Source organism: Streptomyces sp. NPDC028289, from assembly GCF_055565975.1.
Map to the genome: position 1 here is coordinate 984,288 of NZ_JBVHTI010000003.1, position 17,264 is coordinate 1,001,551.

At 70.1% G+C, this 17,264-nt stretch carries 13 protein-coding genes and 1 riboswitch; of the genes, 6 read left to right on the plus strand and 7 right to left on the minus strand.

Annotated elements, in window-relative coordinates; all coding sequences use genetic code 11:
• Positions 1-11: 11 nt before the first annotated feature.
• The gene (locus tag ACZ4UV_RS18605; RefSeq protein WP_451018695.1) at positions 12-977 is read right to left on the minus strand and encodes a helix-turn-helix domain-containing protein; all 966 of its coding nucleotides are present in this window, start codon (positions 975-977) and stop codon (positions 12-14) included.
• Between the two features lie 93 nt (positions 978-1,070).
• Here ACZ4UV_RS18605 and ACZ4UV_RS18610 point away from each other — a divergent pair, with 93 nt between their 5' ends.
• On the plus strand, positions 1,071-1,313 hold the full coding sequence (locus ACZ4UV_RS18610; RefSeq protein WP_351489583.1) for a hypothetical protein: 243 nt from the start codon (positions 1,071-1,073) through the stop codon (positions 1,311-1,313).
• Here ACZ4UV_RS18610 and ACZ4UV_RS18615 read toward each other — a convergent pair.
• The 3 genes from ACZ4UV_RS18615 to ACZ4UV_RS18625 form a co-directional block, all read right to left on the minus strand.
• Positions 1,226-2,233 (minus strand): ribonucleotide-diphosphate reductase subunit beta, encoded by a 1,008-nt coding sequence (locus ACZ4UV_RS18615; protein ID WP_351489580.1) that lies wholly within the window; start codon positions 2,231-2,233, stop codon positions 1,226-1,228. The two genes, ACZ4UV_RS18610 and ACZ4UV_RS18615, sit on opposite strands and share 88 nt — an antisense overlap.
• A complete protein-coding gene (locus ACZ4UV_RS18620; RefSeq protein WP_467839011.1) occupies positions 2,233-4,608 on the minus strand; it encodes a ribonucleoside-diphosphate reductase subunit alpha in 2,376 nt (791 codons plus the stop codon). Before ACZ4UV_RS18620 ends, ACZ4UV_RS18615 begins: the two co-directional genes overlap by 1 nt.
• A gap of 122 nt (positions 4,609-4,730) precedes the next feature.
• A riboswitch (cobalamin riboswitch) is annotated at positions 4,731-4,855 on the minus strand.
• A 52-nt stretch (positions 4,856-4,907) separates the two neighbouring features.
• Positions 4,908-5,414, minus strand: a complete 507-nt coding sequence (locus ACZ4UV_RS18625) for a GNAT family N-acetyltransferase (RefSeq protein ID WP_451018697.1) — start codon at positions 5,412-5,414, stop codon at positions 4,908-4,910.
• Positions 5,415-5,579: 165 nt separating this feature from the next.
• Here ACZ4UV_RS18625 and ACZ4UV_RS18630 point away from each other — a divergent pair, with 165 nt between their 5' ends.
• Complete coding sequence (locus ACZ4UV_RS18630; protein WP_467839015.1) at positions 5,580-9,134, plus strand: NACHT domain-containing protein; 3,555 nt, start codon at positions 5,580-5,582, stop codon at positions 9,132-9,134.
• Between the two features lie 108 nt (positions 9,135-9,242).
• Here the strand turns inward: ACZ4UV_RS18630 and mctP are convergent, their stop codons facing one another.
• The 3 genes from mctP to ACZ4UV_RS18645 all read right to left on the minus strand — a co-directional run bounded on the left by mctP (position 9,243) and on the right by ACZ4UV_RS18645 (position 12,061).
• Entirely contained in the window at positions 9,243-10,853 is a 1,611-nt protein-coding gene (gene mctP / locus ACZ4UV_RS18635) for a monocarboxylate uptake permease MctP (protein ID WP_390048825.1), read from the minus strand.
• Positions 10,850-11,122, minus strand: coding sequence for a DUF3311 domain-containing protein (locus tag ACZ4UV_RS18640; protein ID WP_451022241.1), 273 nt, complete (start codon positions 11,120-11,122; stop codon positions 10,850-10,852). The genes mctP and ACZ4UV_RS18640 overlap by 4 nt, the downstream gene beginning before the upstream one ends.
• Before the next feature lie 174 nt (positions 11,123-11,296).
• Positions 11,297-12,061, minus strand: coding sequence for a GntR family transcriptional regulator (locus ACZ4UV_RS18645; protein ID WP_093499171.1), 765 nt, complete (start codon positions 12,059-12,061; stop codon positions 11,297-11,299).
• A gap of 359 nt (positions 12,062-12,420) precedes the next feature.
• Between ACZ4UV_RS18645 and ACZ4UV_RS18650 the strand changes: the two genes are divergently transcribed.
• The 4 genes from ACZ4UV_RS18650 (at position 12,421) to ACZ4UV_RS18665 (ending at position 17,219) form a co-directional block, all read left to right on the plus strand.
• Entirely contained in the window at positions 12,421-13,707 is a 1,287-nt protein-coding gene (locus tag ACZ4UV_RS18650) for an extracellular solute-binding protein (protein WP_451022240.1), read from the plus strand.
• Between the two features lie 198 nt (positions 13,708-13,905).
• Positions 13,906-14,880 carry a carbohydrate ABC transporter permease gene (locus ACZ4UV_RS18655; protein ID WP_390048831.1) on the plus strand — a complete coding sequence of 325 codons (975 nt, stop codon included), beginning with the start codon at positions 13,906-13,908 and terminating at the stop codon, positions 14,878-14,880.
• Complete coding sequence (locus ACZ4UV_RS18660; RefSeq protein WP_351489561.1) at positions 14,877-15,719, plus strand: carbohydrate ABC transporter permease; 843 nt, start codon at positions 14,877-14,879, stop codon at positions 15,717-15,719. The genes ACZ4UV_RS18655 and ACZ4UV_RS18660 overlap by 4 nt, the downstream gene beginning before the upstream one ends.
• A gap of 9 nt (positions 15,720-15,728) precedes the next feature.
• Positions 15,729-17,219 carry a glycoside hydrolase family 3 protein gene (locus ACZ4UV_RS18665; RefSeq protein ID WP_451022238.1) on the plus strand — a complete coding sequence of 497 codons (1,491 nt, stop codon included), beginning with the start codon at positions 15,729-15,731 and terminating at the stop codon, positions 17,217-17,219.
• The last annotated feature ends 45 nt before the right edge of the window (positions 17,220-17,264 follow it).

The window sequence follows — 17,264 nt, forward strand, 5'->3', positions numbered from 1 at the left end:
CCGGCGCGCGCTCAGGCGGCCTGCGGGCCCCGGAACGCGCGCCGGTAGGCGTTCGGCGTCGTACCCAGCGACTTCACGAACTGGTGCCGCAGCGCCGCCGCCGTCCCGAACCCGGTCCGGCCCGCGATGGCGTCCATCGTCTCGTCCGTCCCCTCCAGCAACTCCTGTGCCAGCAGCACCCGTTGCCGGAGGATCCAGCGGTACGGCGTGGTGCCGGTCTCCTGCTGGAAGCGGCGGGCGAAGGTGCGCGGGGCCATCAGGGCGCGGGCGGCCAGCTGCTCGACGGTGACCTCCTCGTCGAGGTGCTCCGTCATCCAGGCCAGCACCCCGCCGACCGTGTCGCAGGGGCCCTCCGGCAGCGGGCGCTCGATGTACTGGGCCTGGCCGCCGTCCCGGTGCGGGGGCACCACCATCCGCCGGGCGATCTTCCGGGCGACCTCGGGGCCCTGCTCCTTGCGCACGATGTGCAGACAGGCGTCGATACCGGCCGAGGTGCCCGCCGAGGTGATCACCGGGTCCTCGTCGACGTACAGCACGTCCGGCTCGACCCGGGTGCGCGGATACCGGCGGGCCAGCAGCTCCGCGTGCCGCCAGTGCACGGCGCACCGGCGCCCGTCGAGCAGCCCGGCCGCGCCGAGCACGAAGACGCCGGAGCAGACGCTGAGCACCCTGGCGCCCCGGTCCACCGCCCGGCGCAGCGCGTCCAGCAGCTCGGGCGGGTGCTCCCTGGTGACATTGGCCTCCGAGGCCGGCACCGCGATCAGATCGGCCTCTTCGAGGCGGTCGAGGCCGTACGGCGTGGAGACGGTGAGGCCGGGCACGTGGGTGCCGAGCGCGGGCCCCTCCGCCGAGACCACCGCGAAGTCGTACACCGGCAGCCCCTCGTCGGAGCGGTCGAGGCCGAAGACCTCGCAGACCACCCCCAGCTCGAAGGGGTGCACACCGTCGAGGAGCACCGTCGCCACGTTCGTCAGCATGCTGCCAGTGTGCCTCGCCGCTGGCAGTAATTCGAGGGTGTGTGGCAGCGCTGCCACTCACGGTAAGGAGTCTGCGGCGCGACAGTGGTGTCCATGAACGGAAACCAGATCGAAGGTCTCGTCGGAATGGTCCTGGTCCTCGGCATCCTGGTCCTCATGGCCCTCCCGTCCGTGCTCGGCGTCCTGCGCGACAGGCGCATCGACCGGCAGATCAGGGAGGCCCACGAGGACCGCGGGGAGCGGCAGCCTCAGAAGTCCTCGTCCAGGTCGACGGTGCCCTCCACCGCCACCTGGTACGCGGACGGGCGGCGCTCGAAGAAGTTCGTCAGCTCCTGAACGCCCTGCAGCTCCATGAAGGAGAACGGGTTCTCCGAGCCGTACACCGGGGCGAAGCCCAGGCGGCCGAGCCGCTGGTCGGCGACGCACTCCAGGTACTGGCGCATCGAGTCGGTGTTCATGCCGGGCAGGCCGTCACCGCACAGGTCACGCGCGAACTGCAGCTCCGCCTCGACGGCCTCCCGCAGCATGTCGGTGACCTGCTGCCGGAGCTCGTCGTCGAAGAGCTCCGGCTCCTCCTTGCGGACGGTGTCCACGACGTCGAACGCGAAGCTCATGTGCATCGTCTCGTCACGGAACACCCAGTTGGTGCCCGTGGCGAGACCGTGCAGCAGACCCCGGCTGCGGAACCAGTAGACGTACGCGAAGGCGCCGTAGAAGAACAGGCCCTCGATGCACGCGGCGAAGCAGATCAGGTTGAGCAGGAAGCGGCGGCGGTCGGCCTTGGACTCCAGGCGGTCCAGGTTCTCCACCGAGTCCATCCACTTGAAGCAGAACTCGGCCTTCTCGCGGATGGAGGGGATGTTCTCGACCGCCGCGAAGGCGGCGGCGCGGTCCTCCGGGTCGGGGAGGTAGGTGTCCAGGAGCGTCAGGTAGAACTGGACGTGCACGGCCTCCTCGAACAGCTGCCGGCTCAGATAGAGCCGCGCCTCGGGGGAGTTGATGTGCTTGTACAGCGTCAGCACCAGGTTGTTCGCCACGATCGAGTCGCCGGTCGCGAAGAACGCGACCAGCCGGCCGATCAGGTGCTGCTCCATCGGGGACAGCTTCGCGAGGTCGGCGACGTCGGAGTGGAGGTCGACCTCCTCCACGGTCCAGGTGTTCTTGATGGCGTCCCGGTAGCGCTCGTAGAAGTCCGGGTAGCGCATCGGGCGGAGCGTGAGCTCGAAGCCGGGGTCGAGAAGGTTCTTGCTGGACATCACTGGCAGGCCTCGCAGGACTCGGGGTTTTCCAGGGAGCAGGCGACGGCGTCCTCGGGGGCCGCCTGCTGGACGGGGACGGTGGCTCGGGCCTGGGCGGCGCGGGCGATCCGGGTCGCCGGGCGCGAGCGCAGGTAGTACGTCGTCTTCAGGCCCGACTTCCAGGCGTACGCGTACATCGAGGAGAGCTTGCCGATGGTCGGCGTCTCCAGGAAGAGGTTCAGGGACTGGGCCTGGTCCAGGTACGGGGTGCGGGCGGCGGCCATGTCGATCAGGCCGCGCTGCGGGATCTCCCAGGCGGTGCGGTAGAGGTCGCGCACCTCCTGCGGGATCCAGACGAAGTCCTGCACCGAGCCGTTGGCCTCGCGCAGCGCCTCCCGGGTGCGGGCGTCCCAGACGCCGAGGTCCTTGAGGTCCTGCACCAGGTAGGAGTTGACCTGGAGGAACTCACCGGACAGCGTCTCGCGCTTGAAGAGGTTCGAGACCTGCGGCTCGATGCACTCGTACACGCCCGCGATCGAGGCGATGGTCGCGGTGGGCGCGATGGCGAGCAGGAGGCTGTTGCGCAGGCCCGTGGTCGCGATCCGCGCGCGCAGCGCCGCCCAGCGCTCCGGCCAGGTGAACTCGACGCCGTAGTGGTCGGGGTGCAGCACACCCTGCGCGGTGCGGGTCTTCTCCCAGGCCGGCAGTGGACCGTTGCGCTCGGCGAGGTCGGCGGAGGCCTCGTACGCGGCGAGCATGATCCGCTCGGCGATCCGGGTGGAGAGGGCCTTCGCCTCGGCGGAGTCGAAGGGCAGCCGCAGTGTGAAGAAGACGTCCTGGAGCCCCATCGCGCCCAGCCCCACCGGCCGCCACCTGGCGTTGGACCGGCCGGCCTGCTCGGTCGGGTAGAAGTTGATGTCGACGACCCGGTCGAGGAAGGTCACGGCGGTGCGGACGGTCTCGTCGAGCCGCTCCCAGTCGATGTCACCGGCCGTCGTGTCGACGAACGCACCGAGGTTCACGGACCCCAGGTTGCAGACGGCCGTCTCGCCGTCGTCCGTGACCTCCAGGATCTCCGTGCAGAGGTTGGAGGAGTGGATGACATGGCCGGGGGTGGCCGTCTGGTTGGCGGTCCGGTTGGCCGCGTCCTTGAACGTCATCCAGCCGTTGCCGGTCTGCGCGAGGGTCCGCATCATCCGGCCGTACAGGTCGCGGGCCGGGATGGTCCGGCGCGCCAGCCCCGCCGCCTCGGCCCTGCGGTAGGCCGTGTCGAACTCCTCGCCCCACAGGTCGACGAGTTCCGGTACGTCGGCGGGGGAGAAGAGCGACCACGGCTCGTCGGCGTTCACCCGGCGCATGAACTCGTCCGGGACCCAGTGCGCGAGGTTCAGGTTGTGGGTGCGGCGGGCGTCCTCACCGGTGTTGTCGCGCAGCTCCAGGAACTCCTCGATGTCGGAGTGCCAGGTCTCCAGGTAGACCGCGGCGGCGCCCTTGCGCCGGCCGCCCTGGTTCACGGCCGCGACCGAGGCGTCCAGCGTCTTCAGGAACGGCACGATGCCGTTGGAGTGCCCGTTGGTGCCGCGGATGAGCGACCCGCGCGAGCGGATGCGGCTGTACGACAGACCGATGCCGCCGGCGTGCTTGGAGAGCCGGGCGACCTGGTGGTAGCGGTCGTAGATCGAGTCCAGCTCGTCCTTCGGGGAGTCGAGGAGGTAGCAGGACGACATCTGGGGGTGCCGGGTGCCGGAGTTGAAGAGGGTGGGGGAGGACGGGAGGTAGTCGAGGCGGCTCATCAGCCCGTAGAGCGCGGCGACTTCGTCCACCGACCTGACGGTGTCGTCCTCGGCGAGACCGGCGGCGACCCGGAGCATGAAGTGCTGGGGCGTCTCGATGACCTTGCGGGTGATCGGGTGCCGGAGCAGGTACCGGCTGTGGAGCGTACGGAGGCCGAAGTAGCCGAAGCGGTCGTCCGCGGCCGGGTCGACGAGCGCGTCGAGGCGGGCCGCGTGCAGCCGGGCGAACTCGGCGGTGCGGTCGGCGACGAGGCCCTCGCGGTGCCCCACCGCCACGGACTCGGCGAAGGACGTCACGCCCTGCGAGGCGGCCTCGGCGCGGATGGAGACGGTGAGCAGACGTGCGGCCAGCCGCGAGTAGGCGGGGTCCTCGGAGATGAGACCGGCGGCGGCCTCGGTGGCCAGCTCGCGCAACTCCGACTCGTCGGCCCGCGCGGACCGCCCCCGCAACGCGGCGGCGGCGACCCGGCCGGGGTCGGCGTCGGGGAGGTCGGCGGTCAGCTCGGTCAGGGTCCGCAGCAACGCGGTACCGGGACCGTCGTCCGCCGCGGATTCCACAGAGCTGGTCGCTGAAGCCGGGTCGGCTGGCGCGATGGTCACGTGGGGCTCTCCCTCGCTGGGCACGGGCCTGGCGGAGGGCAGGGGGCAGCACGAGCGCGCGGGCACGCGTCGAGACCCTGGCCCACTCCACGAGGCCCGGACGTCAGAACGCCCGAACCGGGTGGCTGGGCGTGCTGTCGGCAGGTCCTCGGACTGACTCCTGTGCACGAACATGCACAAGTACACCGTTGCGGGACAGTTCCGGATTCACACCGGATTCCCCTGCGGCGACAGCGAGCATGAGCATACATCTGGTGCCGGGCCGCGATGCCACCCCCAGATGTTGTGTCGTGGCGGTGTCAGAGCGTCAACTCGTAGGTGAGGAGAGTGATGTCGTCCAGGTGCGGCACGGGATTCCAGTCGCGCTCCGGTGTGCGGACGAAGCCGAGGCGCTCGTAGAGCCGGTGGGCGGTGTGCATGCCGCGCTGGCTCGACAGGACGACGGCCGTGCAGCCGTCCGTGGCCCGGGCGCGGTCGATGCAGGCGCGGACGAGAGTCTCGCCGGCACCTCGGCCGCGGGCCTCGTGTGCGACCGCGAGCGCCCTGATCTCGGCCTCGCCGGGGCGGGCGATGTCGGCGATCGGGCCGGGGCCGGGGACGAAGGTGACGCCGCCGAGGAGTCTTTCGCCCTCCACCGCCACGAGCACCTCGGCGGCGGCCGCCCTGCTCGCCACGTCCTTCAGCACGGGCAGGTACGCGTCGCCCTCGCCGTAGTCGAGGAGGCCGTCCCGGAGGTAGGCCTGGGCGGTGAGCTCGCCGAGTGCGGCGTGTTCGGTGGGGTCCACGGGCCGGATCGTGATGTCCATGGTGCGAGTCTGCCGGACTCCCGCATGCGGGAACCTCCCGTTTTCCCCGGTGGGGCGCCCGGGTTGCGGGCTGTGCCGGGAGTGCTTCCATGGAAGGAGGTGCCGGTGCCCGCGGGGGCCCTTCGTTCCGAGAACCACTCCGGGAACGCGCGAGGAGAAGGCACCATGACAAGGGTCGTCCGTCACCCGCCCGGCAAGGAGCTACCGCGCGACGCGCCGATGGCGACACTGGGCCTGCGGCGCGCGGGCAACCGGGTCGGAGACGGTCTCGTGGGCCGCTGGCACGCCCTGACGATCCGTATGGAGGCCCACCGCGGCGCCACCCGTCCCAGGAAGTGGCACCGGTGGGTCTCCTACGCCAACGTCACCAGGGCGATCTGGATCGTCGCCGTGCTGGCACTGCTCGCCTGGATCGTCGAGGGGCTGTACATCCTCTTCAGCGGCAGTACGACCTGGTTCGAGGGATGGCGGCGGCACAACGACGTCGGCTTCGAAACCGTCATCAAGTTCGTCGGTCCGATCCTCGCCGCCTCCGTCGCCGCCGCACTGTTCCTGTTCTGGTGGTACCGCTGGACCAAACGGCGTTATCTCGCCAAGGCGCTGCGGGATCCCCGCAAGCTGGTGCCCACCGCGGGCCCCGACACCGCCGAGATCGTGGGCAGGGACGAGGTCGCGCAGGTCATCGCCGAACGGCTGCGGGAGCGCGACACGCGTCGGCCCTATCTGCTGGTCGGCGGCGTCGGCGCCGGCAAGACCGCCGTCCTCGTACGGCTCACCGAACTCCTGGCCCACCAGAACGCCGTCCCGGTGCCGATCCGGCTCCGCGACGCGGTGGACGGTGCCGACCTCAACTTCGAACTCCTGGCCAGGCGGCGCTTCGCGGACGAGGCGCCCAAGGGCATCCTGGCGCGCACCAAGACCGACCGGGTCTGGCAGCAACTCCTCGCCGACGACAAGCCGGTCGTCCTCGCCGACGGTCTGGAGGAGGCCCTCCTCGACGACGGCCACCAGCAGCAGAACCGGGACAACATCATCCGCCGGGCCATCGAACGCGCCCACGAGGAGAAGCTGCCCCTGGTCATCGCCTCCCGGCCGCACAGTCCGCTGGAGAACACCTCGGCCGCGATCGTCGAACTGGAACCGCTCGGCGAGGAGGCGGCGGTGCGCTTCGTCGAAGCCGGCGTACCGGAGGGCGACGAGCGCCGGGTGGACTGGATCGTGGAGACGGCGGAGGTCACCGAGTCGCCGATCTACCTCCAGATCGCCCGCGAACTCCACCGGCGCGGCGCCCTGGAACAGGACCTTCGGCACCACGATCCCCATCACCTGAACGTCCGCGGCCGCGACCGGGCCACCCTGCGGCTGTGGCTGATGGAGAGCTGGGCCGAGGCGTTGTGCGAGGGGAAGCTGCGGGAGGATGTCGCGCTGGCCCCGCAGGAGCGCCGTGACGCCCTCGAACTGGTCTCGGCCCTGGCCTGTGTCGGACTGCTCCAGGACAAGCTGGAGGTCGGCCTCCCGGAGCTGCTCGACCCGGAGGTCCTGCACCCGGGTCCGGCCCGGCGCGCCCGGGCCCTGGCGGAACGCGTCTGGGCCGACCGGACGTTCGACCACTACGGCAGACACGGCAACGCCCTCTCCGACTGGCACCGGCGGCAGATCTGGGACGCGCTGTGCGAACGGCTCGGCGACGAGGAACGCCGACGGCTGCGCGCGGGGAACCTGGACCAGTGCCAGGCCGGCCTCGCCCGTCTCGCGGCCCAGGCGGGCAGGCTCAAGCTGGTGGAGGGCTCCGAGCGAAGGGTCCGGTTCCCGCACAGCATCATCCAGGCCTACTTCGGCTACCGGCTGCTGAACCAGCTGGGGGAGCGGGGTGCCGGGCAACTGGTCGAAGAGGCGCTGCAGCCGCCCGGTCCCAGCCGGGAACTGCTCATCGCGCTGGTGCTGTTGTCCCGGGCACGGGAGGCGGGGCTGCCGGATCCGGGGAGCGGGATCCGGGCCGTCGTGCGCAGGAGCGTCGCCGACCGGGTCCGGCAGTCGACCGTCGGGGGCCGCACTCCGGCCCAGCGGCTGCGCGACGCCGCGAGCCGTCGCACGGACGATCCGAAGGCCCTCGACCTCTACGCCGCGGCCGTGGAGATCGAGAGCGCGGAGGCCGATCCCCGGCACCTGGGCGACATCGTGGCCGCGGTGCGCGCACGCTGGCCCGCCTTCAAGGGGGACCGGCGCACGCTGAGGGACGCCAAGCGCAGGCTGCTCAAGCAACTCGGAGCCGCGCTGCGCAAGGTGTCCGACCGGGTCGACACCACCCCGCTGTACTGGGAGCTCTTCGAGATCGGCATCGAGGAGTCCTCCTACTCCACCCGCCTGGCCCTCGCGCAGGAGTTCGGCGCCGGCGGCAACGCCGCGTTCGCCGTGATCCGCGAGCGGGTCGGTCTGAACAGCGACCCGGTGCGGGAGTACGAGGACCGGCTCGACAAGCTGAAGGCCTGGAAGCGCCGGGAGTACGAGACGTGGGCCAAGGACATGGGGCGTGCGAGGTCGGCCAGGTCGCTCTCGGGCACCGTGTCGACCGAGCGCGTCCGGCGGCTGCAGCAGGACCGCAAGGAGCTCAACGACCGCTACCGCAAGCAACGGGTCGGCCTGTTCCGGGAGTTCGTGATGCGGGCCTGGATGGTCCCGATGCTCCTGGGTTCCGTCGACGAGGCCCACCGTGACGAGGCGCGGGAACGCCTCACCAAGTGGCTGCGCCACCTCGACCCGAACTTCACCGACGGCGCCCCCGACCTGCCGCTCGCCCTGGAGGCCGCGCTGGCCCAGGGCTTCAAGTACGCGGCCAACCGGCGTCAGCGGTATCCGGAGACCTACCCCGGCGGGCGCGCCGATCTGATCCGGCAGGCGGAGACCGTGCTGCAACAGTCCCGGTGCTGGTACGCCCAGCTCAGCCTGTTGCAGGCCCTGTGCCTGTGGGAACTCGAGGACTGCGCCGACGGCGGCGGGGCCACCGCGGTCCAGACCGTGCGGCGGTGGCTGTCGATGACGGGCACGGTGAACCCGCCGCCGGGGCCGGCCGAAGGGTCCGGCGGGACGCCCCGGCGGTGTCTGCATCCGTTCGTCGCCGAAGCCGGTGATCTGGTGGCTCTCGCCCTGGAGACCGGACAGCCGGAGCGGTTCCTGTGGATCGACGAGAAGGGCGCGGCCGACAACATCGGGGCCCGCGCCGACACCGGCGGGGGCTACCGCAAACACAGCCTCTGGATCCCGCCGTCGGTCGGCTGGAGCACCCTGGACCCGCGTGCCCAGCGGCTCGTCGCCGACGTCCTGGTCATGCTGAACCTCATCGAACGGGACGGGCAGCCGGACGGGGTCGAGGAGCGCCTGGCCCGCGCGGAGCAGCCCGGTATGCCGCTGCCGCCGTGCATCCGTACGAACCGGGAGCCGCTGCGGCCCGGCCTGCGGATCGGCACGTCCACCCCGCCCGCACCGGGCATGACCTGTCTGCCCGACTGCAAGTTCCAGCTCTGCCCGTACCCTCCCCGCGGCTGGCTGCCCCGGGGGGAGATCCGCGAGCCGTTCTGTCGTCAGCAGCAGGCTCTGCTGCCCGGCAGCGTGCGGCGCTGGCTGCCGCGCGGGCTGCACCGCAAGACACCGCGCTGGGTCGGCATGCGGGTCCGTGAACTGGACCGCTTCTGGGACGAGATGGCCCGGCGGACGCGGGAGTAGCGATGCCGGGGAGATGGCCGTAGCGGGCCGCCGTGGTGCTTGATCTCGGCGGCCCGCTACGGGTGTGTGGTTGCTCGCGCAGTTCCCCGTGCCCCTTTGGGGCGCGTTCTAGTGGGCGCTCCCTGCGACAGCCGGCGGGAGTTCCACCTCCACGCCCGGGTCGCCCGCGTCCGCCGTGTAGTCCTGGGGATTGGTCTCGTCGATGCCCTCGGGGGCCTTGAAGGCCTTCAGGGCGAAGGTCAGGATCACCGTGACCGCCACGTTCATCACGAAGGCGGTGAGGCCGATGTAGCCGATCTGGCCGAGGCCGGGGATCTCCTTGGACGAGCCGCCGAAGTGCGCCTGGGTCGGGGAGGCCACGCCGTACGCGGCGACCGTGCCGTAGACCATGCCGACCGCCCAGCCCGCCAGCAGGGCCCAGCGGTGGAACCAGCGGGTGAACAGGCCGCCGACCAGGGCCGGGAAGGTCTGCAGGATCCAGATGCCGCCGAGGAGCTGGAAGTTGATGGCGACCGTCTTGTCCATGGTGAGCACGAAGACCAGCGCGCCCACCTTCACCAGCAGGGAGACCAGCTTGGAGACCTGGGCCTCCTGCTTCGGCGTGGCGTCCGGCTTGATGAAGTCCCGGTAGATGTTGCGGGTGAAGAGGTTCGCGGCCGCGATGGACATGATGGCCGCGGGGACCAGGGCGCCGATGCCGATCGCCGCGAACGCCACGCCCGCGAACCAGTCCGGGAACATGTTCTCGAACAGCTGGGGGATGGCCAGCTGGCCGTTGGTGACCTTGACGCCGGCCGCGATGGCCATGAAGCCGAGCAGGGCGAGCAGGCCCAGCATCAGGGAGTACAGCGGCAGGATCGTGGTGTTGCGGCGGATCACGTCACGACTCCGGGAGGAGAGCGTCGCGGTGATCGAGTGCGGGTACATGAAGAGCGCGAGGGCGGAGCCCAGCGCCAGGGTGGCGTACGTCCACTGGCCGGCCGCGGGCGGGACGAGGCCGCCCGCTCCCGCCGCCGTGAACTTGTCACCCGCCTTGGCGAAGATGTCGTCGAAGCCGCCCAGCTTGATCGGGATGTAGATGATCGCCACCGCGATGACGATGTAGATCAGCGCGTCCTTCACGAACGCGATCAGGGCGGGGGCCCGCAGGCCGGAGGAGTAGGTGTAGGCCGCAAGCACGCCGAAGGCGATGAGGAGCGGGAGGTCCTTCACGAACCAGTTGGTGTTGTCGCCGCCTCCCACGCCCATCACGTCCAGCACCGCCTGGATGCCGACGAGCTGGAGCGCGATGTACGGCATCGTCGCCAGGATGCCGGTGAGGGCGACGGCGAGCGAGAGGCCCTTGGAGCCGAAGCGGCCGCGCACGAAGTCCGAGGTCGTCACATAGCCGTGCTTGTGCGAGACCGACCACAGGCGCGGCAGGAACGTGAAGATCAGTGGGTAGACCAGGATCGTGTACGGCACCGCGAAGAAGCCTGCCGCCCCCGCCGCGTAGATCGCCGCGGGTACGGCGACGAAGGTGTACGCCGTGTACAGGTCGCCGCCGAGCAGGAACCAGGTGACCCAGGTCCCGAACGACCGGCCGCCGAGCCCCCATTCGTCGAGGGAGTGCTCGTTCTCGGCCTTGCGCCAGCGCGCGGCCAGGAAGCCCATGACCGTGACGGCCAGGAAGAAGAAGATGAAGACGCCGAGTGCGACGCCGTTCACACCGTCCTTCACTGCTGCGCACCCCCGCTCGTGGTCCCGGTCTTGCGGGCGCGCTGGTCGCGCTGCCACAGCTGGTAGGCGGTCATCGTGAGCGCGGTGGAGAGCAGCACCCACAGCATCTGGTACCAGTAGAAGAACGGGATCCCGATGAACACCGGGCCCGTCTTGGCGTACGAGCCCACCCAGAGCATCGCCACGAAGGGCGCTATCAGGCAGAGGGCGATGGCGACGCGGATGGGCGTCACCACCGCCGCTTTGGTCACATCGGACGCATCTGACATCTCGCGGCTCCGTCCCCTCACTGACCGCACGGCGATCACCGTCGTTCACCTGTGTAATGCGCAGGCAATCATGGCGAACGCACAAGGTCAGCGGAAGACCTCATCCGCATATCTGCATGTCGATTTCGTGGAGAAGGGTGACGTGCCGTCAGGAGGGGCGGGGTGCGAACGTGCTCAGTCCTGGGGCCGCTTGAGCCGGGCCACGAACTTGTAGCGGTCGCCGCGGTACACCGAGCGCACCCATTCCACCGGCTGGCCGTCGCGGTCCAGGGAGTGGCGGGAGAGCATCAGCATCGGCAGGCCGACGTCGGTGCCGAGCAGGCCGGCCTCGCGCGGGGTCGCCAGCGAGGTCTCGATGGTCTCCTCGGCCTCGGCGAGATGGACGTCGTACACCTCGGCGAGGGCGGTGTACAGGGACGTGTACTTGACGAGGGAGCGGCGCAGGGCCGGGAAGCGCTTCGCGCTCAGGTGCGTGGTCTCGATCGCCATCGGCTCGCCGTTGGCCATGCGCAGCCGCTCGATGCGCAGCACGCGCCCGCCGGCCGTTATGTCGAGCAGGCCGGCCAGCCGGTCGTCGGCGGTGATGTAGCCGATGTCCAGCAGCTGCGAGGTCGGCTCCAGGCCCTGGGCCCGCATGTCCTCCGTGTAGGAGGTGAGCTGGAGCGCCTGGGAGACCTTGGGCTTGGCGACGAAGGTGCCCTTGCCCTGGATGCGCTCGAGCCGGCCCTCGACGACCAGTTCCTGGAGGGCCTGGCGGACGGTGGTGCGGGAGGTGTCGAACTCGGCGGCCAGGGTGCGCTCGGGCGGGACCGGGGTGCCGGGGGCCTGTGTCTCGGTCATTTCGAGCAGGTGCTTCTTCAGGCGGTAGTACTTGGGCACGCGCGCGGTACGGACGGCTGTCCCGCTCTCGTTCTCCGCACTGCTGACGTCGGTGCTCATGCTCCGCCTTCCCGGCTCTTGACGCGGCTCGCCTCGTGGCACGGCAGCGTACCGGGATTCGCCCTGCACGCTGCGTGATCCCCTCTGTATACCGTCGCGGGCGCTGTTGGTCTAGTCCACCGAGAGAGTGGTCTACCGGAATTGTCTCGTCCGCGCCCTGGGTTTTCGAGGGTTTCTTACTTAAAGGTTCCTGCATATGTAGGTCGCATAACGGCTGGTCGGAGCCTATTCGGCCACCCTTGACAGGCCTGGTGGTCTGGGCCAAGCTTCCCGCACTGGTCTACACCATTGGTCCAGGTCCCGGCCCAACGCTCGTGCGGGGAGGCAGGGGGGTTTGTGGCATCCCTGAGGAGGGTGGCGTGAAGCGCAAGCTGATAGCCGCGATTGGTATCGCGGGCATGGTCTTCTCGGTCGCGGCGTGTGGCAGTGACAACAAGGACGACAACAAGTCCCAGGGCTCGGACGCCAAGGCGCTGACCGTCTGGCTCACGGTGGACGCGCAGAACAACTGGCCCGACCTGGTCAAGGCCGCCGACGCCGCCGTGCAGAAGAAGCACCCCGGCATCAAGATCAAGCACGAGTACTACGGCTGGCCGGACAAGAACACCAAGCTGGACGCCGTCCTCGCCACGGACAAGGCCCCCGACGTGGTCGAGATGGGCAACACCGAGATGCTCGGCTACATGGTCAAGGGCGCCTTCGCCCCCGTCGACGCCTCCCAGTTCACCAGCTCCGACCAGTGGCTCGACGGCCTCAAGGCCTCCGTCACCTACCAGGGCAAGACCTACGGCGTGCCGTACTACGCCGGCGGCCGTGTCGCCAACTGGCGCAAGGACATCGCCGCCTCGGCCGGCATCAAGACCACGCCGAAGACCTACACCGAGCTGACCGCCGACCTGGACAAGATCCAGAAGAAGGAAGGCGGCAAGTTCAGCGCCTGGTACCAGCCCACCCGTGACTGGTACGCGGCCATGTCCTTCGTCTACGACGCCGGCGGCTCCATCGCCGTGGAGAACGGCGGCAAGTGGCAGGGCAATCTTGAGTCGGCCGAGTCCATCAAGGGTCTCACCGAGTTCAAGAACGTCATCGACAAGTACATGCACGGTGACAAGACCAAGGACGAGTCCGACCGCTACATCGTCTACGGCCAGGGCAAGTCGGCCATGATCTTCGGTGCCGCCTGGGAGGGCGCGACCGCGGCCGACCCGAAGAACGACAAGACCGGCGGCAAGCTGAAGAACAACCTCGTCAACTTCGTGATGCCCGGCCCGTCCGGCAAGAACATGCCGGTCTTCCTGGGCGGCTCCGACCTCGCCATCCCGGTGAAGTCCAAGGCGCAGACCGTCGCCGCCGAGTGGATCAACGCGTTCACCGGTCCCTCCGGCCAGAAGGGCCTGATGGCCAAGGGCAACCTGCCGAACAACAAGACCGACCTCGCCACGCTGAAGAACGACCCGGCGACCGCGGTGCCGGCCGAGGCGGCCGAGTCCAACTGGTTCGTGCCGATGGCGCCCGGCTGGGGCCAGGTCGAGAAGGCCCAGGTGCTCCAGACGATGCTGCAGAACATCGGCACCGGCAAGGAGAGCGTCGAGGCGGCGGCCAAGGAGGCCGACGCGGCGATCGACAAGGTCATCAACACCCCGTAACGGCCTGCGGCCGGGCCTGGCCGACGGGGGGGCAGGTCCGGCCGAGGGTGATGTCAGAAGATGCCGCGACGGGTTGGTGGGTTGGTGCCGGTTCGTCGCGGCTGGTCGCGCAGTTCGCCGCGCCCCTCAAGGCGCGCGAAGCGCGCCCCGAGGGGCGCACGGCTGGCGGCCTCTCTCGATCTGTTTGAGGAGCGCACGATGAGTGCCGTTGATACGACCACACCCGCCAAGGTGCCGGCACCGCCACCGGACTCCCCGCAGAGACCACGTGCGAACCGGCGCTCGGGCGGGCCCGCCGTTCCCTGGCTGCTGCTCGCCCCCTGCCTGCTGATCCTGGCGCTCGTCCTCGGCTATCCCCTCTACCGGCTGGTCACCCTCTCCTTCCAGCAGTTCGGGCAGACCCAGCTGTGGGGGTTCAAGCCGGCCGAGTGGGTCGGGTTCGGGAATTTCTCCAAGGTCCTCGGCGACAGCGAGTTCTGGCAGGTCGTGCTGCGCACGATCGTCTTCGCGGCCGGCTGCGTCATCTTCACCATGGTCGTCGGCATGCTCGTCGCCCTGCTGCTGCAACGCGTCTCCGGCTGGGTGAAGACGCTGGTCAACATCGCGCTGGTGGCCAGCTGGGGCATGCCGGTCATCGTCGCCACCACGGTCTTCAAGTGGCTCTTCGACTCCGACTACGGCATCCTCAACGCCCTGCTCAGCAAGCTCCCCGGGGTCGAGATGGTCGGCCACAACTGGTTCGCCAGCGGGCCCGAGGGGCTCGCGGTGATCATGCTGCTGGTGGTCTGGGGAGCGGTCCCCTTCGTGGTCATCACGCTCAGCGCCGGACTCACCCAGGTCCCCAAGGAGCTGGAGGAGGCCGCCCGCCTCGACGGCGCCGGCCCCTGGGGCGTCTTCCGCTACGTCACGCTGCCCATCCTCAAGCCGGTCATCGTGATGCTCACGACCCTCTCGGTCATCTGGGACATGGGCGTCTTCCCGCAGGTCTTCGTGATGCGCGGCGGCCACCCCGAGGCCGAGTTCCAGCTGCTGACCACCTGGTCCTACGACCGCGCCTTCGTGGTCAACGACTACGGGCAGGGCTCCGCGATCGCCCTGCTCACCGTGCTCCTCCTGCTCGGCGTCGTCGCCGTGTACATGCGCCAGATGCTGAAGATCGGAGAGGTCGAATGAGCACCGCCGCCACCCCCGGCCACCGGAAGTCGAAGGCCGGCTGGAACCTCCTCGGCCTCCTCGTCTTCGTCATCGCGGGCTTCCCCGTCTACTGGATGCTGAACACGGCGTTCAAGCCGGCGAAGGACGCCATCGACCCGGACCCGAGCCTGCTGCCCACCGGCATCACCCTGTCCAACTTCAGCCGCGCGCTGGACATCGCCGACTTCTGGGGCCCGGTCGGCCGCAGCCTCATCGTGTCCCTCTCCGTCGTGGTGATCGGCATGGTCGTCGGACTGCTGGCCGCCCTGGCCATCTCCCGGTTCGCCTTCCGCGGCCGCAAGATCGTGATCGTCGGCATCCTCGCGGTCCAGATGATCCCGCTGGTCGCCATGATCATCCCGGTCTTCCTGCTCCTCAACGACCTGGACCAGTACGACAAGCTCAGCGGCCTGATCATCACCTACCTGACCTTCATCCTGCCGTTCACGGTGTGGACGCTGCGCGGCTTCATCGTCAACATCCCGAAGGAGCTGGAGGAGGCCGCCATGGTCGACGGCTGCTCCCGCACCGGCGCCTTCGTCCGGGTGGTCTTCCCGCTGCTCGCCCCCGGCCTGGTCGCCACCTCGGTCTACGGCTTCATCCAGGCCTGGAACGAGTACCTCTACGCCCTGATGCTGCTCAGCCAGGACCACCAGACGGCGACCGTCTGGCTGGCCAACTTCACCACGCAGCACGGCACCGAATACGCCCCGATGATGGCCGGCGCCACCATGCTCGCCGTGCCGATCGTCGTCCTGTTCCTCCTTGTCCAGCGCAAGATGGCCGCGGGTCTCACCGCGGGCGCCGTGAAGGGATAACCCCATCCGATGACGACATTCGCCAGCGGTACGGACACACTCACGCGCGACGCGCTGACGGTCCTCCAGCCGGGCTTCACCGGCACCACCGCCCCCGACTGGCTGCTGCGCCGGCTCGGCGAGGGCCTCGCCTCCGTGGGCGTGTTCGGCCGCAACATCATCTCGGCCGAGCAGCTCTCGGCCCTCACCGCCCAGCTGCGCGCCGAGCGGGACGACGTCCTGGTGGCGATCGACGAGGAGGGCGGTGACGTCACCCGCCTGGAGGTGCGCACCGGTTCCTCCTTCCCCGGCAACCACGCCCTCGGCGCCGTCGACGACCCGGAGCTGACCCGGCAGGTCGCCCTCGAACTGGGCCGCCGCCTCGCCGCCTGCGGGGTCAACTTCAGCTGGGCCCCGGTCGCCGACGTGAACTCCAACTCCGCCAACCCGGTCATCGGCGTCCGTTCCTTCGGCGCCGACCAGGACCTGGTCGCCCGGCACACGGCGGCCTACGTCACCGGCCTCCAGGCGGCCGGGGTGGCGGCCTGCACGAAGCACTTCCCGGGCCACGGCGACACCGCCGTCGACTCCCACCTGGCCATGCCCCGCATCGACGCGACCGCCGAGGTCCTGCACGCCCGCGAACTGGCGCCCTTCCGCGCCGCCATCGCCGCCGGCACCCGCGCCGTGATGAGCGCGCACATCCTGGTCCCCGCCCTGGACCGGACCCGGCCCGGCACGCTGTCCCACCGCGTGCTCACCGAGCTCCTGCGCGGCGAACTCGGCTACGACGGCCTGATCGTCACCGACGGCATCGAGATGCAGGCCATCGCCGGGACCTACGGCATCGAACACGGCACCGTCCTGGCGCTCGCCGCCGGCGCCGACGCGATCTGCGTGGGCGGCGGCCTCTCGGACGACGAGACGGTACGACGGCTGCGCGACGCCCTGGTCGCGGCGGTCCGATCCGGCGAGCTCCCCGAGGAGCGCCTGGCGGACGCGGCGCAGCGGGTGCGGGCACTTTCGACCTGGACGGCCACGACCGAAGTGGCCCAGCCGGACCCGGCCCTCACCGACATCGGCCTCGTCGCCGCCCGCCGCGCGCTTCATGTGACGCGCGTCGACCCCTACACGCCCCCGGCCGAACCGCTCTTCGTCGCCTCCCTCACGCCGGAGACCAACATCGCCGTGGGCACGGAGACCCCGTGGGGTGTGTCCGCCGAACTGACCCGGCTCGTGCCCGGCACCGAGACCGGCAGCTTCGCGGGCGAGGACGCGGGCCGTGCGGCGATCGTGGCGGCGGGGGAGCGCCGTATCGTCGCGGTGGTCCGGGACGAACACCGTCACCCCTGGATGACCGCTGCCCTGGACGCCCTGCTCAAGGCCCGCCCCGACACGATCGTGGTGGAGATGGGCGTACCGCAGTCCGCGCCCCGCGGCGCCCTGTACATCGCGACGCACGGCGCGGCGAGGGTGTGCGGAGTGGCGGCAGCCGAGGTCATCGCGGGCGCGACCGCGTGATGCACCCCGCGCCCCGAGGGGCGCTGGGGGTGCCCCCGGCCGAAG